Origin of the sequence: Kitasatospora sp. CM 4170, from assembly GCF_032110285.1 — a bacterium.
Taxonomy (GTDB): Bacteria; Actinomycetota; Actinomycetes; order Streptomycetales; family Streptomycetaceae; genus Kitasatospora; species Kitasatospora aburaviensis.
In genome coordinates, this window is record NZ_CP134877.1 from 8,256,839 (window position 1) to 8,281,496 (window position 24,658).

The 24,658-nt window shown below is 74.3% G+C and carries 20 protein-coding genes; 5 read left to right on the top strand and 15 right to left on the bottom strand.

Annotated elements, in window-relative coordinates; genetic code table 11:
• Window positions 1–213 precede the first annotated feature (213 nt).
• The 3 genes from RMN57_RS34410 (at window position 214) to RMN57_RS34420 (ending at window position 2,888) form a co-directional block, all read left to right on the top strand.
• Window positions 214–699, top strand: coding sequence for a hypothetical protein (locus RMN57_RS34410; protein WP_313767210.1), 486 nt, complete (start codon window positions 214–216; stop codon window positions 697–699).
• 14 nt (window positions 700–713) lie between these two features.
• Window positions 714–1,193 carry a hypothetical protein gene (locus tag RMN57_RS34415; protein ID WP_313767211.1) on the top strand — a complete coding sequence of 160 codons (480 nt, stop codon included), beginning with the start codon at window positions 714–716 and terminating at the stop codon, window positions 1,191–1,193.
• A gap of 156 nt (window positions 1,194–1,349) precedes the next feature.
• Window positions 1,350–2,888, top strand: a complete 1,539-nt coding sequence (locus tag RMN57_RS34420) for an FG-GAP-like repeat-containing protein (RefSeq protein ID WP_313767212.1) — start codon at window positions 1,350–1,352, stop codon at window positions 2,886–2,888.
• A gap of 645 nt (window positions 2,889–3,533) precedes the next feature.
• Here the strand turns inward: RMN57_RS34420 and RMN57_RS34425 are convergent.
• The 4 genes from RMN57_RS34425 to RMN57_RS34440 form a co-directional block, all read right to left on the bottom strand.
• The gene (locus RMN57_RS34425) at window positions 3,534–4,802 is read right to left on the bottom strand and encodes an ABC transporter permease subunit (RefSeq protein WP_313768061.1); all 1,269 of its coding nucleotides are present in this window, start codon (window positions 4,800–4,802) and stop codon (window positions 3,534–3,536) included.
• Between the two features lie 59 nt (window positions 4,803–4,861).
• On the bottom strand, window positions 4,862–5,641 hold the full coding sequence (locus tag RMN57_RS34430) for an ATP-binding cassette domain-containing protein (RefSeq protein WP_380235934.1): 780 nt from the start codon (window positions 5,639–5,641) through the stop codon (window positions 4,862–4,864).
• Between the two features lie 98 nt (window positions 5,642–5,739).
• Entirely contained in the window at window positions 5,740–6,852 is a 1,113-nt protein-coding gene (locus RMN57_RS34435) for a substrate-binding domain-containing protein (RefSeq protein WP_313767214.1), read from the bottom strand.
• A 227-nt stretch (window positions 6,853–7,079) separates the two neighbouring features.
• A complete protein-coding gene (locus tag RMN57_RS34440; protein ID WP_313767215.1) occupies window positions 7,080–8,525 on the bottom strand; it encodes a DUF6777 domain-containing protein in 1,446 nt (481 codons plus the stop codon).
• 489 nt (window positions 8,526–9,014) lie between these two features.
• On the opposite strand from RMN57_RS34440, the gene RMN57_RS34445 reads away from it, so the two are divergent.
• Complete coding sequence (locus tag RMN57_RS34445; RefSeq protein ID WP_313767216.1) at window positions 9,015–10,361, top strand: streptophobe family protein; 1,347 nt, start codon at window positions 9,015–9,017, stop codon at window positions 10,359–10,361.
• Window positions 10,362–10,395: 34 nt separating this feature from the next.
• Here RMN57_RS34445 and RMN57_RS34450 read toward each other — a convergent pair whose 3' ends face one another.
• From RMN57_RS34450 to RMN57_RS34465, 4 genes are all read right to left on the bottom strand, one after another.
• Entirely contained in the window at window positions 10,396–10,776 is a 381-nt protein-coding gene (locus tag RMN57_RS34450; RefSeq protein WP_313767217.1) for a DUF1304 domain-containing protein, read from the bottom strand.
• A 65-nt stretch (window positions 10,777–10,841) separates the two neighbouring features.
• Window positions 10,842–11,918, bottom strand: coding sequence for a serine/threonine-protein kinase (locus RMN57_RS34455; protein ID WP_380235938.1), 1,077 nt, complete (start codon window positions 11,916–11,918; stop codon window positions 10,842–10,844).
• Entirely contained in the window at window positions 11,915–12,532 is a 618-nt protein-coding gene (locus RMN57_RS34460; RefSeq protein ID WP_313767218.1) for a hypothetical protein, read from the bottom strand. The genes RMN57_RS34455 and RMN57_RS34460 overlap by 4 nt, the downstream gene beginning before the upstream one ends.
• A 78-nt stretch (window positions 12,533–12,610) precedes the next feature.
• Window positions 12,611–14,995 carry an FHA domain-containing protein gene (locus tag RMN57_RS34465; RefSeq protein WP_313767219.1) on the bottom strand — a complete coding sequence of 795 codons (2,385 nt, stop codon included), beginning with the start codon at window positions 14,993–14,995 and terminating at the stop codon, window positions 12,611–12,613.
• A gap of 223 nt (window positions 14,996–15,218) precedes the next feature.
• Here RMN57_RS34465 and RMN57_RS34470 point away from each other — a divergent pair, with 223 nt between their 5' ends.
• Window positions 15,219–16,568, top strand: a complete 1,350-nt coding sequence (locus tag RMN57_RS34470; RefSeq protein WP_313767220.1) for an acyltransferase — start codon at window positions 15,219–15,221, stop codon at window positions 16,566–16,568.
• A gap of 90 nt (window positions 16,569–16,658) precedes the next feature.
• Here the strand turns inward: RMN57_RS34470 and RMN57_RS34475 are convergent, their stop codons facing one another.
• The 7 genes from RMN57_RS34475 to RMN57_RS34505 form a co-directional block, all read right to left on the bottom strand.
• Entirely contained in the window at window positions 16,659–17,450 is a 792-nt protein-coding gene (locus RMN57_RS34475) for a DUF3050 domain-containing protein (RefSeq protein WP_313767221.1), read from the bottom strand.
• Window positions 17,451–17,526: 76 nt separating this feature from the next.
• The gene (locus RMN57_RS34480) at window positions 17,527–18,486 is read right to left on the bottom strand and encodes a transketolase C-terminal domain-containing protein (RefSeq protein WP_313767222.1); all 960 of its coding nucleotides are present in this window, start codon (window positions 18,484–18,486) and stop codon (window positions 17,527–17,529) included.
• Window positions 18,483–19,511 carry a thiamine pyrophosphate-dependent dehydrogenase E1 component subunit alpha gene (locus RMN57_RS34485; RefSeq protein ID WP_313767223.1) on the bottom strand — a complete coding sequence of 343 codons (1,029 nt, stop codon included), beginning with the start codon at window positions 19,509–19,511 and terminating at the stop codon, window positions 18,483–18,485. Before RMN57_RS34485 ends, RMN57_RS34480 begins: the two co-directional genes overlap by 4 nt.
• Window positions 19,508–20,422 (bottom strand): phytanoyl-CoA dioxygenase family protein, encoded by a 915-nt coding sequence (locus tag RMN57_RS34490; protein WP_313767224.1) that lies wholly within the window; start codon window positions 20,420–20,422, stop codon window positions 19,508–19,510. Before RMN57_RS34490 ends, RMN57_RS34485 begins: the two co-directional genes overlap by 4 nt.
• An 80-nt stretch (window positions 20,423–20,502) precedes the next feature.
• Window positions 20,503–21,546 carry a 4-hydroxyphenylpyruvate dioxygenase gene (gene hppD / locus RMN57_RS34495; protein WP_313767225.1) on the bottom strand — a complete coding sequence of 348 codons (1,044 nt, stop codon included), beginning with the start codon at window positions 21,544–21,546 and terminating at the stop codon, window positions 20,503–20,505.
• A 150-nt stretch (window positions 21,547–21,696) separates the two neighbouring features.
• Window positions 21,697–23,034, bottom strand: coding sequence for a beta-ketoacyl-[acyl-carrier-protein] synthase family protein (locus RMN57_RS34500; RefSeq protein WP_313767226.1), 1,338 nt, complete (start codon window positions 23,032–23,034; stop codon window positions 21,697–21,699).
• On the bottom strand, window positions 23,031–24,650 hold the full coding sequence (locus RMN57_RS34505; protein WP_313767227.1) for a class I adenylate-forming enzyme family protein: 1,620 nt from the start codon (window positions 24,648–24,650) through the stop codon (window positions 23,031–23,033). Before RMN57_RS34505 ends, RMN57_RS34500 begins: the two co-directional genes overlap by 4 nt.
• Window positions 24,651–24,658 lie beyond the last annotated feature (8 nt).

Here is a 24,658-nt window from a genome sequence, read left to right on the forward strand (position 1 = left end):
ATCGGAAACCCAACTGGTCGCTGACGTGAAATCAGGAACGTGTTGCGAACCGATGGATCGGGTGCCCTAGACTGCCGCCACAAAGAGTGCAACCGTCGCGGCACGAGGATTACCTCGGCTGCAGATTCGGCACGCCTCCATCCGGTCGCCGCGACGGCGCCCAGCCGTCGCCGACCGGCGTTTCCGACGCACGTCCTGACGAAGGAACCCACCATGAACAACCGCGCACGGCGGTGGACGGTGGCCGCGGCCCTGGCCGCCGCGACCGCGTTCGGCGCCTCCACCCTGGCCGCCGCCGACACCGCCCCGGACGACAACGCGGCCGCGCCGCCGGCCGTGGAGGACTTCGCCTACCCCGGCACCGCGCCGAACCCGGCGCTCAAGCTGGTCCGCGGGGACGGGCACATCAACCTCGTCGACTGCGACACCACCACCCAGATCCGGGTCTGGAGCGCGGCGATCCCCACCCCCAACAACGGCCCCGCCGTCTGCTTCCGGGTAACCGGAGCCACCGGCTACCTGGCCCTGGAGCTGCCGGGCACGTTCCACATCACGAGCCTGGAGCACCCCGTGCAGGCCAGCGTCACCAGCGACGGCATCACCCAGAGCGTCGACGTGCCCAAGGACGGCAGCGCCAACGTCGGCGTGGCGATCGGCCAGAAGCCGGCGACGCTGCTCGAACTGCGCGTCACCGGCTGACCAGGGGAGACGGCGTGAAACACCGCATCCGCACCTGGCTGGCGACCGCCGGCCTGCTCTGCGCCGCCACCCTCACGGTCACCTCGCTGGCGGCCGCCGACTCCCCGGACACCGACGCCTCGGCGGCCCCGCCGGCCGTGGAGGACTTCGCCTACCCCGGGGCTGCGGCGGTCACCAACGTCAAGCTCAAGCGCGGCGACGGCCACATCGCGCCGGCCGACTGCGCGGGCACCACCCAGATCCAGCTCTGGACCCGTGCCGCCGGCAACCCGGACAACAAGATCTGCTTCACCGTGACCGGCTCCACCGGCGACCTGACGCTGGAGCTGGCGGACGTCTTCGCCGTCCAGACCAACGGCCGTGCCCTGCGCGCGACCGTCACCGCGGACGGGGCCGGCCAGAGCGTGGACGTCGCCTCCGGCGGCTTCCAGGGCCTCGGCGAGGGCCTGGACGCCTCGCCCGCCACCGCCGTCGAACTCCGTATCACCGGCTGACCCGGCCGGCCGTCCCACGCGTCCTCGGCGTCCCAGGCCCGGCGTCCCAAGCGCCCACTGCCGCACGCGTCCCCGGCGGCCCGCACAACCGGCGTCCCACGCGCCGCTGTCCCACGCGCCCCGGCGCTCCACCACTCACGACCTCAGGTGATTCCCTTGTCCAAGATCCGTGCACGCCGTCCGTGGACCGCAGGTCTGCTCGCCACCGCCGCGGTGGGTGCCATAGTCTCCGGCCCGGGCGCGGCCCCCGCCGGTGCGGTGCCGGGTGCGGTGCCCGGGGACGCGTCGTTCGCGTTCACCGCTCGTTTGTCCGTCGGTGACCTGGGTCGTTCGTGCAGCGGCGTGCTGGTGGACCCGTCGTGGGTCGTCACCGCGGCCAGTTGCTTCGCCGACGACCCGGCCCAGCCCACCGCCCTCCAGGCCGGCGTGCCCAAGCAGAAGACCACCGTCACCGTCGGTCGCAACGACCTGGCCACCGGCGCCGGCGGCCACATCACGGAGATCGCCGAGCTCCTGCCCCGCACCGACCGGGACCTGGTGATGGCTCGGCTGGCCCAGCCCGCGCCGGCCGCTGTCGCGCCGGTCGCGCTGGCGACCACGGCTCCCGCACCGGGGGAGGACCTGGTGGCGGCCGGTTACGGCCGGACCCGTACGACGTGGGCGAACGAGCAGCTCCACACCGCGGTCTTCACCGCCGGCACCGTCAAGCCGACCGGGCTGAACCTCGCCGCCAAGACCGCCGACGCCGCGATCTGCAAGGGTGACACCGGCGGTCCGGCGCTGCGTCAGGTCAACGGGCACTACGAGCTCGCCGCCGTCCACAGCCGTTCCTGGCAGGGCGGCTGCCTCGGCACCCCGGCGACCGAGACCCGCACCGGCGCCTACGACACCCGCACCGACGACATCACCCCCTGGATCCGGGAGACCAGCCGCCGTGGCTACCCCGCGAGGGACGCCGGCGGTCGGGCGCACTTCACCCAGACCGTCGCCGCCGACTTCACCGGGGACGGGAAGGCCGACATCATCGCCCGGGACACGAACGGCCGCCTCTACCTCTGGAAGCACGGCGCCGGCGACGGCTTCGACTGGCCGCTCCTGCTGACCGAGGACTGGAACTACACCGAGACCACGGCCGCGGACGTCACCGGCGACGGCAAGGCCGACCTGATCGCCCGCGACTCCGCCGGGAACCTCAACCGGTGGACCGGGCTCGGTGACGGCACCTTCACCCGTGCTGCCAAGCTCACCGGTGACTGGAACTACACCCAGACCACGGCCGCGGACTACAACGGCGACCACAAGACCGACCTGATCGCCCGGGATGCCAACGGCAACCTGCTCATCTGGGCCGGCCTCGGCGACGGCACCTTCACCCGCTCGTCCGTCCTCACCGGCGGCTGGAAGTACACCCAGACCGTCTCCGCCGACCTGAACGGCGACGGCCAGGCAGACCTGCTCGCCGCCGACTCCGACGGCACGCTGCACTCCTGGATGCACAACCCCAACGGCTCCTTCAACGCGGCCACCAGCCTCACCACCGGCTGGAAGTACACCCAGACCGCGGCTGCCGACGTCACCGGCGACGGCAAGCCCGACCTCGTCGCCTGCGACGACACCAACGGCAACCTGCTGCTGTGGACCGGCGACGGCAACGGCGCCTTCAACCGGCCCACGGTCCTGACCAGCGGCTGGTGAGCGGCCCTCGCCGGTAGCGGCTTCCGGAGCCCCGCCAGTGCCTGGGGCGGCCGGCCGTCACGACATCGCGCCGGCACCCGGGGCCGACCGCACCCGGTGCGCCTCTGGTGCCGGCCCTGCGGTCGTGTCCCAACATGCCTTGAGACGTCTCCACTTCTGCCGTCTCACCCGTCCTCGTCCCCGGCCCGGCGCGCAGGCCGGGGCCGGTGACGAGGACGGGTGAGACGCTGAGACGGCTGTGGGACGGTCGGAGGAGGGCCGTGGGCGGCGCGGGAGTCCCGTAGCCTCGTACCGGTGACGTCGGCCGAGTGTCCGTGAGAGCCGGAAGTTCACTTCCGGCTCATTCGCGGGCCCGGCGCGAGCGTGAATTGATGATCTTCCGTGGAATTCGCCGGCGTCGTTCCGTATGTCATTCTCGGTGCGACAGGAAAGCGCGGGAATCCATCGAACGGCGAATTCACTGCGGCTGTGCGGGATCGGGCCGAGGAAATATCCGGCCTTCTCCGGTGGGGTCGCGCCTGCCGGGTCCGTGACGGGACCCGTGGATTTCCACGCCCACCACATTCCGATGCTTCGGACGCCACGATGCCCCGACCGCGTGTCGCGCGGTCGGGGCTCCGTCCGGAATCCAGCAGGCGCGGGCCGTCAGACGCGGCCGGCGGCCTTCTGGGAGCGGCGGGCGAGGGAGTCGACGACCACCGCGGCGAGCAGGACCGCACCGGTGATCATGAACTGGATCGCGTTGCTCAGGCCCTCGATGTTCATGCCGGACTGGATCGAGCCGATCACCAGCGCACCGAGCAGCGCCGACCAGGTCGAGCCGCGGCCGCCGAAGAGGCTGGTCCCGCCGATGACGGCGGCCGCGATGGCGTTCATCAGCAGGTTGCCGCCGCCGGAGGTCTGGCTGGCCGACTGGATCTGGGCGGCGAGGAAGAGGCCGCCGATCGCCGCCATGGTGGAACAGATCATGAAGACGCTGATCCGGGTCCAGGAGATGTTGATGCCGGCTCGGCGGGCGCCCTCGATGTTGCCGCCGAGCGCGAACACCTGCCGGCCGTAGGTGGTGCGCCGCAGGACGAAGTCGAGCACCACGATGAAGATCAGGAAGATCAGCAGGGCCAGCGGCAGGCCCTTGTACTGGTTGAGGGTGTACGCGGCGAGGAAGGCGATGACCGCGAGGACGACCGTGCGCAGCGCGATGTCCGCCGCCGGCCGGTACGGGACCCCGGCGCCCCGGCGCCGTCGGGTGTCGGCGAGCGAGGCGGCCAGGAAGAGCAGCACCCCGATCGCGGCGGCGCCGTACGCGGCGATCTGCTGGCTGTAGATGGTGCTGTAGAGGCGCGAGACGATGTCGTTGCCGGGGAGGTTGACGGTGCCGCTGGAGCCCAGGATCTGCAGCATCAGGCCGTTCCAGCCGAGGTTCCCGGCGAGGGTGACGACGAAGGCCGGCACGCCGACCTTTGCGAAGAACACGCCCTGGATCAGGCCGACGACCGCGCCGCCGAGGAGGGCGCAGATCAGGGCCACGTACTGGTTGACGCCGTTCGTCACGCTCATGACCGCGTAGATCGCCGCGCAGAGGCCGCTGACCGAGCCGACCGAGAGGTCGATCTCGCCGAGCAGCAGGACGAAGACCACGCCGATCGCGATCATGCCGGTGCCGACGATCTGCTGGGACAGGTTGGAGAGGTTCTGGGCGGAGAGGAAGCTGCTGTTGAGGCTGCCGAAGACGGCCCAGATCACGATCAGCGCCAGGACGACCGGCAGGGAGCCGAGTTCGCCGCTGCTCAGCCGCCGGCGGAACTCGCCGACGTAGCCCTTGATGCCCTCCTGGCGGACGATCAGCCGGGGGTCCACGGCGGGGGTGGCCTCGGCGGCCACCGGGACGGGGGCGTTGACGCCGCCCTTGGGCATGCTGTCCTCGGGCAGCGGGACGTGGTGTCCCGGCTCGCCCCCGGGCGGGGTGTTGTCGCTCACTGGGAGCCCTCCGTGCCGCGGGCCTGTCGGCGGGTCACCGCGTTGTCGGTGGCGCCGGTGATGGCCGAGATGATCTGTTCCTGGTTGGTGTAGCGCTTGTCGAAGACGCCGTTGTTGCGCCCGAGGCGCAGCACGGCGACGGTGTCGGCGACGGCCATGACGTCGGCCATGTTGTGGCTGATCAGGATCACGCCGAGGTCGCGGTCGCGCAGCCGCTCGACCAGGTCGAGCACCTGCGCGGTCTGTTCGACGCCGAGGGCGGCGGTCGGCTCGTCGAGCATCACGACCTTGGGCTCGCCGATCAGCGCGCGGGCGATGGCCACCACCTGGCGCTGGCCGCCGGAGAGCGAGGCGATGGGGATCCGCACACTGGGGATGCGGATCGAGAGCGTGTCGAGGAGTTCGCGGGAGCGCTTCTCCATCTCGACCTCGTCGAGCACGGTGAAGCGCCGGAGCTCGCGGCCGAGGAAGAGGTTGCCGACCACGTCGAGGTTGTCGCAGAGCGCGAGGTCCTGGTAAACGGTGGCCACGCCGAGGTGCTGGGCGTCCTGCGGGCGGTGGATGGTCACCGCCCTGCCGTGCCACTCGATGACGCCCTCGTCCGGCTGGTGCACGCCGGCGATGGCCTTGACCAGGGTGGACTTGCCGGCGCCGTTGTCACCGACCAGGGCCACCACCTCGCCCGTGTGCACTTCGAGTTCGATGTCGGTGAGCGCCTGCACGGCGCCGAACCGCTTGGAGACCCCGCGCAGGGCCAGTACGGTCTCACCTGCCACAGTGATCAACTCCCTCGCCCCGCCTTCCCGGGAAGGCGGGGCTTCGTCGGCTACGGGTACGGCTACGGCCTGGGTGTTCCGGGGCGCAGGGCCCGCGGTTACGTGAGGCCGGCCGCGGTGCAGGCGGCGGCGTAGTCGGGCGTGCAGATCTGCTGGACGGTGTAGAGGCCGTCGGCGACCACGGTGGTCTTGATGTTGTCCTTGGTGAGGACGATCGGGGTGATCAGGTCGGCCGGCACCTTGTTGCCGCTGCCGTTGGTCACCGTCACCGGCACCAGCTTCTCGTCGAGCGGCTTGCCCTGGGCGAACGTGACCGCCATGGTGGCCGCCGCGTCCGTCTCCGGCTTGAAGGGCTTGTAGATCGACATCGTCTGGGTGCCCGCGAGGATCCGCTGGACGGCGTCCAGCTGGGCGTCCTGGCCGGTCAGCGGGACGCTGAGGTTGGCGGCCTTGAGCGCGGTGGAGATACCGGCGGCCATGCCGTCGTTGGCCGAGTAGACGCCGACCACGTTCGGGGCGCCGATCGCGGTGATCGCGGCGGCGGCCTCCTGGTTGGCGTTGTTCGGGTCCCAGTTGGGAGTGTCGTACTCCTTGCCGATCTTGAGCTTGCCGTCGATGGCGCTGTGCGCGCCGGCCTTGAAGTCGGCCGCGTTGGGGTCGGTGGGGGAGCCGTTGATCATGATGATCGACCCGGCGTTCGCCTTGTCGCCGACCGCGTCCACCAGGGCCTTGCCCTGCAGCTCGCCGACCTTCTTGTTGTCGAACGACACGTAGGAGTCGACCGGGCCCTGCGCCAGGCGGTCGTAGGCGATCACCTTCACGCCCGCGTCGTGCGCCTTCTGGACGGAGGACTGGATCGCCTTGGAGTCCACCGCGTCCAGGATCAGCACCTTGTCGCCCTTGGTCAGGGCGGTGTCGACCTGGGTCTGCTGGGTCGTCGCGTTCTCGTTGGCGTTGTAGTAGTCGATCTGGGCGTCCGGCGCCAGCTCCTTGATCTTCTGCTCGATCAGCGGGCGGTCGAACTGCTCGTACCGGGTGGTCTTGGTCTCGGGCAGCAGCAGGCCGATCCGGACCGCGCCCACTGCGGTTCCGCTCGCACTGCCCGTCGACGTGCTCCCGGTGGACTGCTTGGCGCTGCCGCACGACGCCAGACCGAGACCGAGAGTAACGACTGCGGTCGCCGCGACGACGCGGCGAAGACCGATGCTCATGAGGATGCCTCTTCCAGTTGAGTCCACCCCCGTTGGGTCCACCCCCGCCCTACGAGTCTGTGAAGACCGGCGCATTATCACGATTCGGGCTGAGCCGAACGGGTTGCGCGCGTCCCCCGGTGGACGGCAGGGGCCGGTGGAGGGGCCGCGGGCGGGCGGCACGGAACGGCGGCGGGGGCCCGGACCGTTCCGGGCCCCCGCCGCCGGTGTCACGGCGCGGTGCCGCCTCAGCTGGCCGTCGCCCCCGCCGCCGTGCCGCACGGCGGCAGCGTGGACGGCGAGGTGGTGGCACAGGTCGCCGAGGCTGCGGTGGTGCCGGTCGCCGTCGTCGTGGCCGTCGCCGACGTGCTGGTCACGGTGCTGGTCGCGGTCGCGGTGGCGGTCGCCGTCGCCGTCACCGTCGCGGGGGCCGTCGCGGTCGAGGTGGCCGTCGCCGTCGCCGTTGCGGTCGCCGACGTCGGCGGGCCCGAGGAGGCCGGCGGCGAGGAGGCGCCACCCGTGGTGGGGCCCTTCGAGGTGGCGGTGGACGTGGCGGTGCTCGCGGAGGAGGACGGCCCGGACGGCGAACCCGAGGTGCTGGAGGCCGAGGTCGAGCCCGACGGGGAGCCGGAGACCGAGGCCGACGGCGAGACCACCTTCATGGGCTCGGCCGGCGGGATGCCGGGCGCCAGCTCCTTGGGCGCCTTCACCGGCGTGTCCTGCACCTTGATCTGCCCGGTCACCCGGGCGAACCAGCCGCCCGTCTCGACGTTCACCAGCACGATCTCCTTCACCGGCTGCGGCGCCGCCACCACGATGATCACCTGGGCGGGCTGGAAACCCGCCCAGGACTTGCCCGTGTACTTGGCGTCGGAGACCAGCTGCGGCGGCTTCAGCGGGTTGCCGCAGCCGCAGCGCACCCGCGGCACGCCCTGAGCGTCCACCAGTACGGAGGTGCCGGCCTGGAGGACGGACTGGTAGGCGACCGCCGTGCCGCCCTTGTACCCGTGGTTGGTCACCCGGGTGTCCACCCGCAGGTAGGCCGAGGTGAGCGAGCGCATGTAGCTCGGGATGGCGGACTGCTGGATCCCCTGGGCGGAGGCCCAGGCCCGGCCGGAGTCGCCGGTGGACGTCATGGAGATCAGCTTCTCGGTGTCGCAGCTCGGCTTGGACATCGTCCCCGCGTAGAGCCCGGCCGAGGAGCCCTGCACGCTGTGGATGCCGGTCGGCGACGCCGCGGCGGTGGTGGTCTGGGTGCCGGTGGTCTTGGGGCCGCCGGTCGGCTGGGCCGGTGCGGAGGTCGGCTGCGGGGCCGAGACGGCGGCGGTCTCCACCGACGGGGTGAACGGCGCCGGACCGGGATCGCTCGGCTGCTGCAGCGCCACCTCGTTGGCGGCCGGGATGGCGTCGCTGGGGGACGAGCCGCTGTTGCTGTTGACGATCAGCACCGTCGCGACCACGGCCAGCACCGCCGTCCCGGCGACGATGGCCAGCTTGGGGCCGGACCGCCACCACGGGGTCGGCCGCCCGCCGGACGGGCCGCCCGGGGCGCCACCGGCGCTGCCCGGACCGGATGGGCCGGACGGGGGACCGGGCGGGCCCGAGCGTCCGCCGGACGGGGGACCGGAGAGCGGGCCGGACGGCGGCCCGGAGGGCGGACCGAACGGCGGCCCGGACGGCGGTTGGGAACTCATCGACGCTCCGTTTCGCAGGCGGCCGGCGAAACGGCCGGCACGGAAGGCTCCTGCCACTGGCTTCCATTTCTGCCCCCGCCCTGTGCGGGCCGCAACAGCAGGTCACACCGGTGTCGCCGTCCGTGCGAGCGCGCCGGGCCCGGGTCCGGCGCCCGGTCCGGTGCTCGGCCCGGCCCGGCCCGGCCCGGCCCGGCCCGGCTCCGGAGCCGGACCGGCCCCCGGGCCCGAGTGGTGCGCGCGGTGGCGTCCGCAGCGCGCGGCCGCCGGTCCTGGGTGAACCTGGTCTCGGACGCGCGGCCCGCGCCGGCCGCCGCCGGCGGAGCGGCGAGCGGGCAGCCCGACCGGCCGGGCACCGCCCGCGGCCGCTCACCCGGGCCCACCGGGTGCCCGCGGGCCGGCCACGCCCCCGCGGGCCGACGACGCCCCGCCGCGGGCCGGCCACGGACCCGCCGCGGGCCGACCCCGTACCCGAACCCGTCAGGAGCCCCCATGCACCCGGAGCCCCCCACCCCGGCGCCCGGCCCGCCCGGCTTCCTGCGCGGCTGGCTGGACGCGCTCGCGGTCGTCCTCGCCGGGCTCGCCGCGATGGCCGTGGTGGCCGCCCTCGGCCTCTGGGCGGCCGGCGCCGACGCGCTGCCGGAGGGGGGCTTCCCCTCCGTGCTGGCCGCCACGCTGGCCCTCGCGGTCGGCGGCACCGTGAGCCTGGACGGCGGGGCCGGGTTCTTCGCCCAGGTGGACGCCGGGATCACCGCGATGCCGCTGTCGGTCGGCCTGGTCGGCGCCCTGGCCATGGTGGAGGTGTTCCTGCGCCAGCTGCGCTTCCGCGCGGTCGCCCACGGCGGTGAGCTGCTCGGGCGGGTGGCCCGGACGGCGGCCGTCTGGGTGGTCGCCCTCGCCCTGCTGACGGTCGGCGCCAAGCACACCTTCGCCGTCCCGCTCGGCAACGACCTCGCCGAACAGATCGGCGGGCTCCTCGGGGTCAATCCCGAGGTCGGCTTCCACGCCGAGGCGGCCACCACCATCGGCCTCGGACTGCTCTGGCTGCTGGTCGTCCTGGCGGCCGCCTTCGCGGTCTCCCGCCGGGCGCCGCTGCCGCGCAACCTGGTGCCGTTCCAGCAGGCCGTCCGGCCGGCCGCCTTCGCGATGCTGCTGGTGCTGCTCGCCTACGTGGCGATCGGGGTGGTCGTGGGCCTGATCACCGCCGCCGTGCACGGCAACGCCCGGGAGACGATGGCGGTCCTGCTCCTGGCGCTGCCGAACCTGGTCTGGCTCGCCTTCGGGGTCGGCACGGGTGCGGAGTGGCACGGCCACCTGACGGGCGCGGTCGGCCTGCCGGTGCCCAAGCCGCTGGCCGAGGTGCTGCGGGCACCGGAGGGGCAGGAGGCCACCGTCAGCCTCGGCACCCTCGCCGAGCAGGACGGCCGGGCCTGGTGGCTGCTCCCGCTGGCGGCCGTCCTGCTGCTCGCCGCCGGCGTCCTCGCCGCCTACCGCGCGCCGCGCGGGGTGCGGCCGTGGCAGCACGCCGTGCGCCTGGCGGCCGCCGCGGCCGTGACGATGCTGCTGGTGGGCGTCTGGACCCGGGTCTACGCCGAGTACGGGCTCTCGGTGCTGGGCGTCGGGGTGGGCGAGGGCGGCCTGGGCGACCTGCTCGGCTCGGTCCTCGGCGGCACCAACCCGCTGGCCGGCCTGGGCGGCGGCACGCTCGTCCTGGAGCCGCAGCTCTGGGTGGCCGTCCCGCTGGCGGCGGGCTGGGGCCTGGTGACGGGCTTCCTGGGCGGTCTGGTGGCGGCCCGCCTCGGCCGGCGCGGGGAGGTGGAGCCGCCCGTCGCCCCGTGAGCGGCCGGGACCGCCCCGGTCCGCGGTCGATGGCTCAGTCGGCCACGAGGTGGGCGATGATGACCACCGCCGGCGGCACGGCCTGGGCGAGGGCACCGCGCCAGACCCGGCGCTCGGAGGCGAAGAGGGTGGTCCCGGCCGCGATCATGAAGGCGCTGACGAACAGGACCAGCGCGCGGCCGGTGGCCCGGTCGTCCGTGTGCAGGGCGACCACCCCCGCGCCGAGTCCGAGGGCCAGGTACAGGTTGTAGAAGCCCACGTTGAAGCGCCAGAGCCGGACCTCGGGAGCGTCCGCGGTGCTGCCGGTGAGCAGGTAGCGCACCCGCGGGTGCCCGTAGAGGAAGCTCTCCAGTGGCCAGACGATCAGGTGGACTCCGGCGGCGATCAGGGCGAAGACCTGGCTGACGGCGTTCATGGGGGCTCCGCGTTCGGAAGGGCCGGAGGGGGGCAGGGCAGGGGCGGCGGGCTCGGGTCGTCGGGTCAGCGCGGCGGAGGGCTGACGACCGGGGCCGCCCAGGACGGCGGCTCGGGCACGTCGGGCGGTGCGGTCGGGCCGTGGGCCGCGACCACCTCGGTCCGCGGGCCGCCGCCCCACTGCCAGGGCTCGGCGGACGCGGGCCCCCCGGCGGCGGAGGCGATGATCGCGGCGCGCAGCCCGGCGACGAACGGCAGGCAGCCTTCGTACCGCTGTTCGGGTGACTTGGCGAGCGCGCGGGCCACCGCGACGTCCACGGCGTCGGACAGGTCGGGGCGGCGCTCGCGCAGGCTGGGCGGCGGGTCGTTGAGGTGGGCCCAGAGCAGCGCGAGGTCGCTCTCCCGGCGGAACGGCGGCTCCCCGGCCAGCATCTCGAAGACCACGCAGGCGAGGCTGTACTGGTCGCAGCGGCCGTCCAGCGGGCGGCCGGAGATCTGCTCCGGCGCCGCGTAGTCGAGCGTGCCGACGATCTGGCCGACGTTGGTCAGCCCGCTGAGCGAGAGCGACTTCTTGGTGAGGCCGAAGTCGGCCAGGTAGAGGTGCTCGGGGTGCTCGCTGTCGGTGCCGGCGGCGACCAGCACGTTGCCGGGCTTGACGTCCCGGTGGACCAGGTCGTGGGCGTGCGCGGCGTCCAGCGCGGAGGCGATCTGCAGGGCGAGCTGCGCCGCCCGCTCGACCTGGAACGGGCCGTCCCGCCTGATCAGGCCGCGCAGGTCGCCGCCCTCGACGTAGCGCATCGCGATGAACAGGATGCCGTCGGCCTCGCCCGCCTCGAACACCGGGATGATGTGCGGGTGGTCGATCGCGGCGGCCGCCTCCGACTCGTGGATGAAGCGCTTGCGGAACACCTCGTTGCGGGCCAGCTCGGGGGCCAGCAGCTTGACCGCGACGGTCCGGCCCAGCCGCAGGTCCTTGGCCCGGTAGACGACGGCCATGCCACCGCGGCCGATCTCGGACTCCAGCCGGTAGCCGGCCACCCGGCGGCCGACCTTGCCGGCGGGCAGGCTGGGCACGTCCTCGGTGGTGCGCTGCGGGTGGGGCGGCGGTCCGGAGGCGGCGGGCGGTGGTTCCTGCGGGCTCACGGTTCACCCGTCCGGGTCGGCTCGTACCCGCCCGGCGGGGCAGCCGGTCCGGCGCCCGGCGGGCGCGGGGTGGCGGGGGCGACGGGCGGGCGGGGGGACGCCGGACCGCCGGCCGAGCTGGGGTTGGAGCGCGGCCGGCCGGAGGCTGCGTAGGTCTGCAGCTGCAGGCCGTCGCAGTAGCACCAGCGGTCGTGGGCCGCGTCGAACACCCAGAGCGCCTCGCCGTCGACGACCAGCCCGATCCGCAGGCCGCGGGCCCGCTCCCGGAAGGTCTCCAGGTCGACCTGGCCGGCCGCGAGGTCCTCCAGCAGCGAGCGGTAGCGGTTGAGGGCGGCCTCGACCTCGGCCAGCGCCCGCCGGGGGTCGGCGGTGCGGGCGGGGGGCGCGCCGGGAGCCGGCGGGGTGTCCGGGAGGGCGACCAGCAGCCGGCCGTCCACCCAGGTGGACCAGCCGTTGGAGCAGAGCACGTACGCCCAGTCGCCCCGCCGGTCGATCAGCCGGACCGGCAGCAGCGGGTCCAGCGGCGTCGACGGCTGCGACGGGTCCGGCGCCGCCCAGGTGGCCATCCCGTCCGGCGCGGCGACGTGGGTCGGGCGGAACGCGAACTCGTCCATGGGCGGCTGCCTGTCTCCTGACTGCTTCGGCCGGGCCCGTCGCTCGCCGGGCCGCCTCCGTCACTTCCGCGTACTCCGTCACTTGCGCATGATCGCGGGCTCCTGCCGGCGCAGCAGGGCCAGCACGGCGAGGCCGAGGGCCGCCGACAGGGCCACCAGCAGGCCCAGACAGCGCAGCCAGGTGGTGCGGTCCGGGCGGAACAGCGGGTCGGCGGTGATGGTGGTCGGGAAGACCGTGTGCAGGTCGATGCTCTGGGCCATGGCCGCCAGGCCCCAGCGGGACGGCACCAGCCAGGCGAACTGTTCGAGGCCGGGCACTCCGTACAGCTTCAGCATGGCGCCGCTGAAGACGATCTGCACCACCGCGAGGAGCACCAGCATCGGCATGGTGGCCTCCTCCTTGCGCACCAGCGCCGAGACCAGCAGGCCCAGCATCATCGCCGAGAAGGAGAGCGCCGCGACGGCGATGATCAGTTCGACCAGCGGTGGCAGCACCACCCCGCTCTGCAGCCGCACCCCGTTGGCCAGGACCGGGCTGAGCTGCACCCCGGCCAGGCCGACGGTGGTCAGCACGGCGGCCTGGACCACCGTGATCGTGCCCAGCACCACCACCTTGGAGACCAGGTAGGCGGATCTGGACAGGCCGACCACCCGTTCGCGCTGGTAGATCGCCCGCTCCTTGACGATCTCGCGCACCGCGTTGGCGGAGCCGGTGAGCAGGCCGCCGATGCAGAGGGTGAGGACGACGTTGATCGCGTTCTCGGAGGAGATCCGGGAGCCGGCCATGGCCCGGCACATGATGCCGATGATGAACGGCAGGGCGATCATCACGGTCAGGAAGAGCCGGTCGGCGGCCAGCACGGAGGTGTACCGCCGCACCAGGGTGGTGAGCTGGGCGAACCAGCCCTGCGGCTTCTCCGGGCCGATCGGGCTGCGGGCGGCCCCGGCCGCTCCCGCCGCGGGGGCGGGCGCCGGGACCGCGGCGGCCGGCAGCGCGGCGCCGGCCACGTACCGCTCGTGGAGCGGGGACTCCCGGAACCGGCGCTGCCAGCCTTCGTGGTCCTCGTTCTCGAACGCCTCGAAGGCCTCGGGCCACTCGGAGAAGCCGAAGAACGACAGGGCCTCGTCCGGCGGGCCGTAGTACGCGACCCGGCCTCCGGGGGCCAGCACCAGCAGCCGGTCGCAGACGTCCAGGCTGAGCACGCTGTGGGTGACCACGACCACCGTGCGGCCGTCGTCGGCCAGGCCGCGCAGCATCTGCATCACCGAGCGCTCCATGCCCGGGTCCAGGCCGGAGGTGGGCTCGTCGAGGAAGAGCAGCGACGGTTTGGTGAGCAGCTCCAGGGCGACGCTGACGCGCTTGCGCTGGCCGCCGGAGAGGCTGGAGATCACCTGGTCGGTGCGGGCGTCCAGGCCGAGTTCGTGGATCACCTCGTTGACCCGGGCCTCGCGCTCCTCCCGGGCGGTGTCGCCGGGGAACCTCAGCTCGGCGGCGTAGGAGAGCGCGCGGCGGACGGTCAGCTCCTTGTGCAGGATGTCGTCCTGCGGCACCAGGCCGATCCGGCGGCGCAGCTCGGCGTAGTCGCGGTAGAGGTCGCGCCCGTCGTACAGGACGGTGCCCTCGTCGGCGGGGCGCAGCCCGGTGAGCGCGTTGAGCAGGGTCGACTTGCCCGCGCCGCTGGGGCCGGCCACCGCGAGCAGGGCCTTCTCGGCGAGCGGGAAGCCCACGTCGTCCAGCAGTACCCGGTGGTCGGGGCCGACCCGGACCACCAGGCCCTGGACGTGCAGGGAGATCTCGCCGGTGTCGGTGTACTCGACCAGCTCGTCGCCGGACAGGCAGAGGGCGGCGTGGCCGATGCCGATGATGTCGGCCGGCCCGACCGCGGCCCGGTCCACCGGCCGGCCGTTGAGGTAGGTGCCGTTGTGGCTGGACAGGTCGACGATCTCGTGGCCGCCGTCCGGCAGCGTGCGCAGCTCGGCGTGGTGGCGGGAGACCACCAGGTCCTCCAGGACGAGGTCGTTGTCGCCGGCCCGGCCGATGCGCACCGTGCGGCCGGGCAGCCGGAGGACGGCACTGGGCTGGCGGAAGACCCCGGAGGCCTGCGGGGCGATCAGGGAGGGCCGCTCGCCGGGCGCGGGGGCGGGCAGGCCGGCGAAGGTCGCGGACGGGCCGTCGGCCGCGTCGCCGAACCGCAGCCGGGTGCCGGGGCCGACGTCCTCGTGCTGGATCCGGCGGCCGTCGGTGAAGGTGCCGTTGGTGCTGCCGACGTCGTCGAGCAGCCAGTGGCCGTCGTCGGCGCGGAGGACGGCGTGGTGCCAGGAGACCCGGGGGTCGTCGAGGACGATCTCGCTCGTCGGGTCGCGGCCGACGTGGTACGCCCGGCGCGGATCGATCAGCTGCGAGTCCGTGTCGGTGACGAGAACCAGGGGCGGCGCGGTCGACGCGCCTGCGCGGTCTCCCATGCCTCGGATTCTAGTCCGGCCGGGCAGACCCGGCCGGTTCGGCGGACCGGGGCCGGGCGGGGCGGATGCCCGGGCGGGCGCCCCGCCGGGCATCCGGGCGGGCAAGGAAATTGGACTGGACCACTGGATCCGGTCCGGTGCGCTGCCCTATCGTTCGGGGTGCCGCCCCCGGGACGAGGGGAGCTGCGCACCACCACTCCCCGCGAACCCCCGGGACGGACCCATGAGCCTCTGGCCGCAGTTGCGCGAATCCCGGCTCGTCCGGGCCGGCCGGGCCTCCGGGGCGGTGCTGCGCTGCGGACTGATGGACACCATGCTCGCCGACCTCGCGGTCTCCGTCGTCCTCTGCTACGAACAGACGCTGGACGAGGACCGGCTCGCAGCCGGCCTCGCCCGCGCGCTGGAACGGGTCCCCGTGTTCGCCGGCCGGCTCCGCACCGAGGCCGGCGCGCTGATCGCCGTCTGTGACGACTCCGGTGTGCCGATGGACAGTTACGAGGTCGACGGCACTCTCGCCGAGGCGATGGGCCGGGTCGGCGCGGCCGGTGCGCAGCTGGTCGACCCGGTGGACGCCCCGGCCGCCCGCACCGGCGGGGCGCCGCTGCTCACCGTCCGCATCACCCGGCCCGCGGCCGGCGGCACGGTGCTCGGCTGCTCCTGGCACCACGCCGTCGGCGACCTGCACAGCTTCATGCTGCTGCTGCGCGCCTGGTCCGCCGCCGTCGAGGGCGAGGAGCTGCCCGCGGCCGAACTGGTCGAGGACCAGGACGCCCTGCTGGACGAGGTGCTGCCCGCCGAGGACTGCGGCCGGCCCGGGTTCCGGCTGCCCGGCCCGATCGAGGCCGCCGCGCTGGCCCGGGAGGTGGCGGCCGGGCCACGGGCCAACCGAACCGTCCAGATCCACTTCGGCGACGGCGAACTCGCCCGGATGCGCGAGCGGTTCACCGCCGAGGCGGGCCGTCGGCTCTCCACCGGTGACGCGCTCTGCGCCCACGTCGTCCACACCGTACGGGAGTTGGACGGCGACACCGAGGCGCGCGGGCTGACCGTCCCGGTCAACGTCCGCCGCCCGCTCGGCCTCCCGCCGGCCCTGGTCGGCAACCTGCTCAGCGAGATCCACCTCACGCAGCGCCCCGAGGCCGGCCCGGCCGCGCTCGCCGCCGAACTGCGGACCGCGGTCGAGGAGTTCACCGCCGAACACCTCAACCTCCGTTCCAACCTGGGCTTCCTGGAGGCCCTCGGCCGGGACCGGCTCGGTGCGTGCGTGCCGCTCGGCTTCGACCCGCAGCGCAAGCGGTTCAGCTTCTCCAACTGGAGCCGGTTCGGCGCCTACCGGGTGGCCTTCCAGGGTCGGGGCCCGGTGTTCTTCAGCCCCACCGCCAACTACCCGCTGCCGTGGGTGTCCTGGACCGTCGAGGGGTTCTACGGCACCGGGCTGCTCACCACGGTGGTGCTGCCGGCGCGGCTGGCCGCCCGGCTGCGCGGCGCCGAGGGGCGCGCGGCGCTGCACCGCTTCCGGGACGCGGCGGACCGACTGCCCGAGGTGGCCGCCGCCGTGCCGAAGGTGCTCTGAGCGGGCCGGGGCGCACGGGATAGGGGGGGGCGGTGCGGCCGCCCCTCGTTGTTCTGCCGGGGCGTCAGGGCGGGGCGTCAGGGCGGGGCGTCAGGCCGGGAAGGCCTGCTCGATAGCCGTCCACAGCCGCACCCGGGCCTGCAGCGCGAGCCCGACGGTCTCCGCGCAGGCCGCCCACTTGGCCTCGTCCTCGCCGTTCAGGTCGATCAGCATCTGCATCGCCATCGGGGTGTGCTGCTCACCGTCGACCTCGATGTGCCGGGCCAGGTAGTCCTTGAAGACGGTGAGCGCGCCGTCCGGGTCCTCGATCCGGATCACCTGGGCGAACATGTCCGGGATGAGGTCTTCGCGGCCGAACGCGAAGGCGGCCGCGCGACAGTGCACCGGCGCGTTCTCGATGATCTCCCAGGTGGTGGTGGTGAAGTCGACGGCGGCTTGCGGCACCCCGGCGGCCTTCAGCGCCTCCGGCACCGGCGTGCCCGCGCCCAGCAGTGCGAGGAACTCCTCGACCGGTCGCGGATCGGCGCCGGCCTGCCGCATGCCCTCGACGTAGAGCTCGAAGTGGCTGGTGAACCCCTCGCCCAGCTCGTCGCTCTCCTCGACCAGCACGATCTCGTTGATCAGTCGGCGGCTGGCGGTCGGCCCGTTCGGAACCCACGGGACGTCGACGCAGGTCAGTTCGCGCTGCAGGCTCTTCAGCAGCGACATGAAGTCCCAGACGGCGAAGACGTGCCGGTCGAGGAAGGTGCGGACGCGCTCGATGCTGGTCAGCCCGCCGTACACGGTGTGGGAGACGACTTCGCGGCGAAGCGGTTCGATCGCCTGTTGCAGGCCGGTCAGCCCGGGGTGCGAACGGTCCCAGTGGTAGCGGTTGGTGGACATGTGAAGCTCCTTCACGTGGGGATCCGGATTCTGGCACGAGGTGCGCATAGGGCAAAGGGGTTGCGCGGTAACGGAGTTACTTCACGACGGCGCGCAGCGCGTGCCGCAGCTGCTCCCGGCCGGGCTGGAGGGCGCGGTCGAGCGCGGGGGCGAACGGCAGCACCGCGCCGTCCGGGCGGGTGATCCGGCGCGGCGGGGCGGTGAGCCGCATCTCCTCGGCGGCGGTGGCCAGCACCTCGGCGCCGATGCCGCAGCTGCGGTTGGAGTCGTCGACCACCACCAGGCGGCCGGTGCGCTCCAGCGAGGCGGCGAGTGCCGTCCAGTCGAACGGGTACAGGGTGCGCGGGTCGAACACCTCCACCGAGATCTCGTCGGCGAGCTCCTCGGCCACCGCCAGCGCGTCGTGCACCAGGTGCCCGACCGCGACCAGCGTGACGTCCGTGCCCGACCGGTGCACCCGGGCCGAGCCGAGCGGGACCGGCGCCAGCTCGCGGGTGACGGTCTCGCGCACCGGCAGTGCGGCGGCCGGGGCGAACACCATCACCGGGTCGGGGTCGCGGACGGCCGAGCGGAGCAGGCCGTAGGCGTCCGCCGGGGTGGCCGGCACCACGGTCTTCACCCCGGCGTGCGCGAACAGGCCGTACGGGTGGTCCGAGTGCTGGCCCGCCCAGCCGTCCCGGGAACCGGAGCCCGGGACCAGGCAGGTCAGCGGTACGCCCGCCTGGCCGCCGGTCATCAGCGAGAACTTGTGCGCCTGGTTGACGAGTTGTTCGAAGACCAGGAAGAGCAGCGAGGGGATCTGGAACTCCAGTACCGGGCGGCGGCCGGACAGCGCGGCGCCGATCGCCATCGCGGTGAAGGCCTGCTCGGAGAGCGGGGTGTCGACGATCCGCCCGGGCCCGAAGCGGTCCAGCAGGCCGAGGGTCGGGCCGGCCATCCCGGCGCCGATGTCCTCCCCGAAGACGCAGACCGCGGGGTCCGCGGCGAGCTCGTCGGCGAGCGCCCGGTTGAGCGCCTTGGTGTAGGAGAGCCTCATGCCACCGCCCCCGCCCGTGGGCGCAGCCCGTCCGCGTAGAGGTAGGCCGCCGCGCCGGCCGGGTCCGGGTGGTCGGAGGCGAGCGCGAACCGCTCGGCGGCCGCCAGCTCGGCCGCCACCTCGGCGTCCAGCGTGCCGGCCTCGGCCGGACCGATCGCGGCGGCGGCGCGCGGCAGCGGGTCGCGCTCGCGCCAGGCGTCCACCTCCTCGGCGGTGCGGTAGTGCAGTTTCATCCGGCGCTCCATGGTGTGGTGGCCCTCGAAGCGGTAGGTGCGGCACTCCAGGAACCCGGGACCCCCGCCGGCGCGGGCCCGGGCCACCGCCTCCTCAGCCGCGGCCCGGACGGCCTCGGTGTCCATCCCGTCGACCGCGACCGCCGGGATCCCGAAGGCGGCGGCCCGGCCGAGCGCGCTGCCGGCGACCGCGGTCGCGGCGGGCAGCGTGGTGGCGTAGCCGTTGTTCTCGCAGACGAAGACCACGGGAGCCCGCCACATCGCGGCCAGGTTCAGCGACTCCAGCAGCACGCCCTGGTTGAGCGCGCCGTCGCCGAAGAAGGAGACCGCCACCCCGTCGTCGCCGGCCTGCCGGGCCGCCCAGGCGGCGCCGACCGCGATCGGCGCGCCGGCGCCGACGATGCCGTTGGCGCCGAGGATCCCCAGTGAGAGGTCGGCGGCGTGCATCGAGCCGCCCCGGCCCTTGTTCAACCCGCCCACCCGGCCCGCCAGTTCGGCGAGCAGCCGGTGCGGGGCGGCGCCCCGGGCGAGGACGTGGCCGTGGCCGCGGTGGGTCGAGGTGAGCCGGTCGCCGGGCCCGAGCGCGGCGCAGACGCCGACCGCGACGGCCTCCTGCCCGATGTACGGGTGGATGCCGCCGGTGATCACCCCGCTGCGGACCAGGCCGAGTGCCAGCTCCTCGAAGCCGCGGATCAGGCGCAGCATCCGGTACCGCTGCCCGGGGGTACCGAGGGGCGCGATCGCGATCGCGGCCGGGGCCGCGGGCCCGGCGGGTGGCTGCACGGTCGTCACAGGGCTCCCCGCCAGACCGTCGGGCAGATCTGCGGGTCGGCGTAGTCGGGCCGGCCGTCGGGCGTGCGGCGGACCACCACGTCGTGGTTGTAGACCACCGGGCTGCCGTCCGGCCGGGTGTGGCCGCGGTACTCGTTGCCGCCGTCCTGCAGGTGCAGCGAGACGGCGCGGCGCGGGGTGGCGGCGAGGTTGGGGCCGCTGCCGTGGTAGGTCCGGCAGTGGTGGAAGCTGACGTGCCCGCGCGGGATGACCATCGGGACCTTGCGGACCTCCTGGCCGTTGAAGCGGGCGTTCGCCGCGAGGATCTCCTCCAGCTCGGAGCGGTCGCGCCGGGCGAAGTGCCGGGTGGAGTCCTCGCCGGAGTCCAGCTCCCGCCAGCGGTGGCTGCCGTCGACCATGGTGATGGTGCCGTTCTCCTCCCGGCAGTCGTGGAACGGCAGGAACGCGGTGAGCATCCGCTCGGAGCTGGAGGTCTGCCAGTAGTGCTTGTCGAAGTGCCAGGGCACCCGGTTGGTGGGCTCCTCGGCGACCGGCGGCTTGTAGATCAGGGTGGCCTGGAACACCCGGATCTCCGCCGCGCCGGAGAGCAGCGCGGCGACGGCCCCGAGCAGCGGCTTGCGCAGGATCGCGCCGATCGCGTCGCTCTCGTAGTGCACGTAGTCGTTGTGCCGCTGGACGTGCCCGTGCGCGGGCTCCCAGGAGGCGAGGTTCGGCGGGCGGACGGGCAGCTCGCGGTCGCGGTGGCCCTCGTAGTACTTCTCGGTGGCGGCCTGCAGGGCGTCCAGCTCCTCGTCGCCGAATAGCCGGCGGGAGAGGTACCAGCCGTGCTCCCGGTAGCCGGCCACCTCCTCGGGGGTGGGCAGCAGCGCATGCTCGGCCTCGGTCAGGTGGAACTCGGTCGCGGTGGTCACGGGTCGGGCCTCCTGTTCTGGTCGCGGCGTCCGGCCGGCGGTGCGCACCGGAGCCACTGGTCGGGTCGTGGGCGGGGTGGTCAGACGGAGGCGGCGGCGCGCTGCCGTTCGACGGCCTCGTAGAGGGCCTTGATGTTGGCGGTTCCGAAGGTGCCCGCGCCCTGGCGCTCGATCAGTTCCAGGAAGAACGTCCGGCGCGGGTGGGTGGAGCGGGCGAAGATCTGGAAGAGCTGGCCGCCGTGGTCCTGGTCGACCAGGACGTCCAGCTCGCGCAGCGTCCCGACCGGGATGGCGGTGCCGCCGAGCCGTTCGGCCAGCGCGTCGTAGTAGGTGCCGGGTGTGCTGAGAAACTCGACGCCGCGGGCACGGCCGGCGCGGACGGCGGCGGCGATGTCGTCGGTGCGGAAGGCCAGGTGCTGGACGCCGGCGCCGTCGTGGTCGGCCAGGAAGGTGTCGATCTGGCCGGGCCGGCGGCCGGTGTCCGGCTCGATCAGTGTGAAGGTGACCTCCCCGGAGGCGCTCTGGACGACGCTGGAGTCCATCGCCTGCTCGCCGACCTCGATGTACTCGCCGAAGATCCGGTGCAGGCCGAGGGCGGCCTCGCAGAATCTGACGGCGGGGGCCAGCTCGCCGGCCGGGACGCAGATCGCGGCGTGGTCGAGGGCCTCCAGCAGCGCGCCGGCGGGCTGCGCGGCGGTGGCCCGCCCCGCTGCCTCTCCCGCGGGGGCCGCTGCGTCGGCCCCGGCGGGGGGCCGGTCCGGCTGGGGAACGAACCGCAGGGCCAGGTCGCCGAAGCCGGCCACCAGACCGCCGGCCCGGTCCAGCACGACGGCGCCGTGCCGCTCCGCGCGTTCCAGCGAGGCCCGCGGGTCGGTACAGCCGAGGGCGATCACCGCGACGCCGTCGCCGTGCCGGGCCGCGTACCGGGCCACCGGATGGGCCGGGTCGGCGGCCGAGTGGAAGTGCAGCCGGATGGCGCCCTGGCGCAGCCGGACGGTGCGCAGGCCGTCCGCCTGCGGGACGCCGGGCTCCACGGTGAAGCCGTGGTCGGCGCCGAGGCCGGCCGCGGCCCGGTCGGCGTCCGCGCAGTGGAACTCGACATGGGTGATGGACTGGATGGACAACGGGATCTCCCCGGGGGTGGGCGTGGGACGGGTGGCCGGGTGCGGCGGGGGCCGGACCCGCGCGGGATCCGCGCGCGGCCGGGCGTCGCCGCGGCCCGGCGGGCGGAGCGGATGGACCGGCCGTAGCGGCCGGACAGGACCTGGCGGGCGCTAGCGACCGGACAGGACCTGGCGGGCGGAGCGGGTGGACGCCGGGCCGAAGACCAGGCTGAGGTTGTGGCCGCCGAAGGCGAAGGCGTTGCTGAGCGCGGCCCGCAACGGTGCGGACCGGGCTGCGCCGCGCACGTGGTCGAGCGCGCAGGCCGGGTCGGGGTCGGTGAGGTTCACCGTGGGCGGCAGCGTCCCCCGGGCCACCGCGAGTGCGGTGACCGCTGCCTCCAACGCCCCTGCGGCGCCCAGCAGATGACCGGTGGCCCCCTTGGTGGAGCTGACCGCCGGGCCGTGCTCGCCGAAGACGGCGCGCAGCGCGGCGGTCTCGGCGACGTCGCCGAGCCTGGTGCCGGTCCCGTGGGCGTTGACGTAGCCGATATCGGCGGGTGCCAGGCCCGCGTCGGCGAGCGCGGCCCGCATCGCGTCGGCCGCGCCCGCGCCGTCCGGGCGGGGCATGGTGGGGTGGTGCGCGTCGGTGGAGGCGCCCCATCCGGTCAGGTCGGCGTAGCCGGCCGCGCCGCGGGCGTCGGCGTGCTCGGCGCGTTCCAGTACCAGCACGGCGCTGCCCTCGCCGAGTACGAAGCCGTTGCGGCGGGCGTCGAAGGGGCGGCTCGCCTGCTCCGGATCCTCCCAGCCCGAGGAGAGCGCGCGGGCGTTGGTGAAGGCGGCGGCGATGGTCGGGTGGAGCGAGGACTCGCTGCCGCCGCACACCACCACGTCGGCGTCGCCGGCCCGGATCAGCCGCAGGCCCTCCGCGACGGCCTGGGCACCGGCCGCGCAGGCGGTCACGATGGCCGAACTGAAGCCGCGGATCCCGTGCTTGATGGCGATCCGGGCGGTGGCCATGTTCGACAGCATGCCGGGCAGCAGGTACGGGCTGACGCCGGGGCGTCCGCGCTCCAGCCGGCGGTGCGACTGCTGCTCGAAGGTCTCCAGCCCGCCCCCGCCGGTGGCCAGGACCACCGCGGTGCGGTGCGGGTCGGCGTCGCGGCCCACCACCAGATCGGCGTCGGCGAGCGCGTCGTCGGCGGCGGCCAGGGCGAGCAGCACGAAGCGGTCCACGCACCGGGTCTCGGTCGGCGGCAGCACCTCGCGGCCGTCCACCGGCGGCGCGATGCCGGCGGCGGTGAGCCAGCCGTGCGCGGCGTGGTCCTCGGGCAGCGCGCGGATGCCGGAACGGCCGGCGGCGAGGGCGTCGAAGACCTCGGCGGGCTTGCGGCCGACCGGCGTGACCAGGCCGATGCCGGTGACGACGGCGCCCGGCCGGCCGGGGGTGCGTGCGGGGGCGCTCTCGTGCCGGCCGGTCGGCGGGTGGCCGGGTGCCTGGTGGCCGGTCATCGGGCGGCCGCCGCGTCGAGGTGGCGCCGGCGCAGCAGCACCTTGCGGACCTTGCCGGTGGGCCCGAGCGGGATGTCGTCGCCGGCCACCACCAGCACCCGGCGGACGGTGGCCGCGACGGCTTCGTCGAGGGCGGCGGTGACGGCCTCGGTGCGGTCGGCCGCCGGGTCGGCGTCCGCACTCAGGATCAGCAGCACATCGGTGACGACCTGCTCGCCGTCGCGGACCGCGACGACCGTGCAGTCGGCCACGTCGGGGCAGGCGGCCAGCACGCGCTCCTCCGACATGGCGGTGAACAGCCGTCTGCCGTCCCCGAGTTCGACCGAGTCCACGGCGCGGTCGACGTGGTAGTAGTAGCCCTCCTCGTCCCGGTACATCAGGTCGCCGGTGAGGAAGCGCCCGCGGATCCTGGTGCGGAAGGTGGTGGCCGAGTCGTTCCAGTAGCCGAGCGCCAGGGTGGGGGAGGCGGTGGCCAGTTCGCCGACCTCGCCGGGGCCGAGCGGTTCGCCGTCCGGCCCGACCACCTCGCAGTCGACGAAGGCGTGCGGGCGGCCCACGCAGCGGCCGTACCGCTCGGTGCCGGGGCCGTGGGTGATGAAGAAGTGCGAGTGGCCCATCTCGGTGGAGCCGAGGCCGTCGACGAAGAACGAGCCGGGCGCGCGGACCCGGCCCCGGCGGGTGACGGACTCCCGGCTGCCGGTGGCGATCAGGCGGCGGATGTGCACCTCGTGGGCGCAGTCGCCGGTGTTCCACCAGAGCGCGACGGAGTCCAACTCCCGCCGGGACAGGTCGTGGTGGGCCAGCTCGGCCCAGGTGGCGGCGAAGCCGACCACGCCGCTGGGCTGCCAGCTCTCGATCGCGTCCAGGACGCCGGCTCCCGACTGCGTTGACAGCACGGCGAGTTCGGTGTGGGAGCCGAGGGCCAGGTTGACCGCGATCAGGGTGGCGGCGTGCGGGGCGGGCAGGGCGCTGAGCATCCGCTCCTGGCCCTGCGGGCGGGGCAGCCGCAGCCGGTGGCGGATCGCCGCGAACAGGCCGGCGTGCGAGTGGACCACGGCCTTGGGCATACCGGTGGTGCCGGAGGAATGGGTGATCGCCACCGGGTCGCCGGACCAGTGCCGGTAGGGCGCCGGGGCGGCGTCCGGGTCGCCCGCGCCGAGGGTGGAGATGTCCGGGAGGACGGGAGCACCGGGGCCGTGGTCGGCCAGCGCGGCCAGGTGCGCGGCGTCGGCGAGGATGCCGACCGGGCGGATCCCGGCGATGTAGCGGGCGGCGCGCTCGCCGTCGACGTTGGGGTTGAGCAGCGCCGGGACGGCGCCGAGCCGGGCGAGCGCCAGGAAGGCCAGCACGTGGTCGGCGGCGTCCGTGGCGTAGACCGCTACCGGGTCGCGGCGGGTGATGCCGAGCGCGTGCAGGGCCGCGGCCCGGGAGCGGACGGCGCGGTCGAGCTCGCGCAGGGTGAAGGGCTGCCAGGCGGGGTGGTCGTCCACCGGGGTGTCGAAGGTCAGCAGCGGCTCGTCCAGGCCGAGGCCCAGGGCCAGCCGGCTGGTCAGGACGTTGCCGGCGCCGACGTCCGGGTCGTCCGCGAGAAGGGTGCGGATGTTGCGGGTGCTCACGGTGGTTG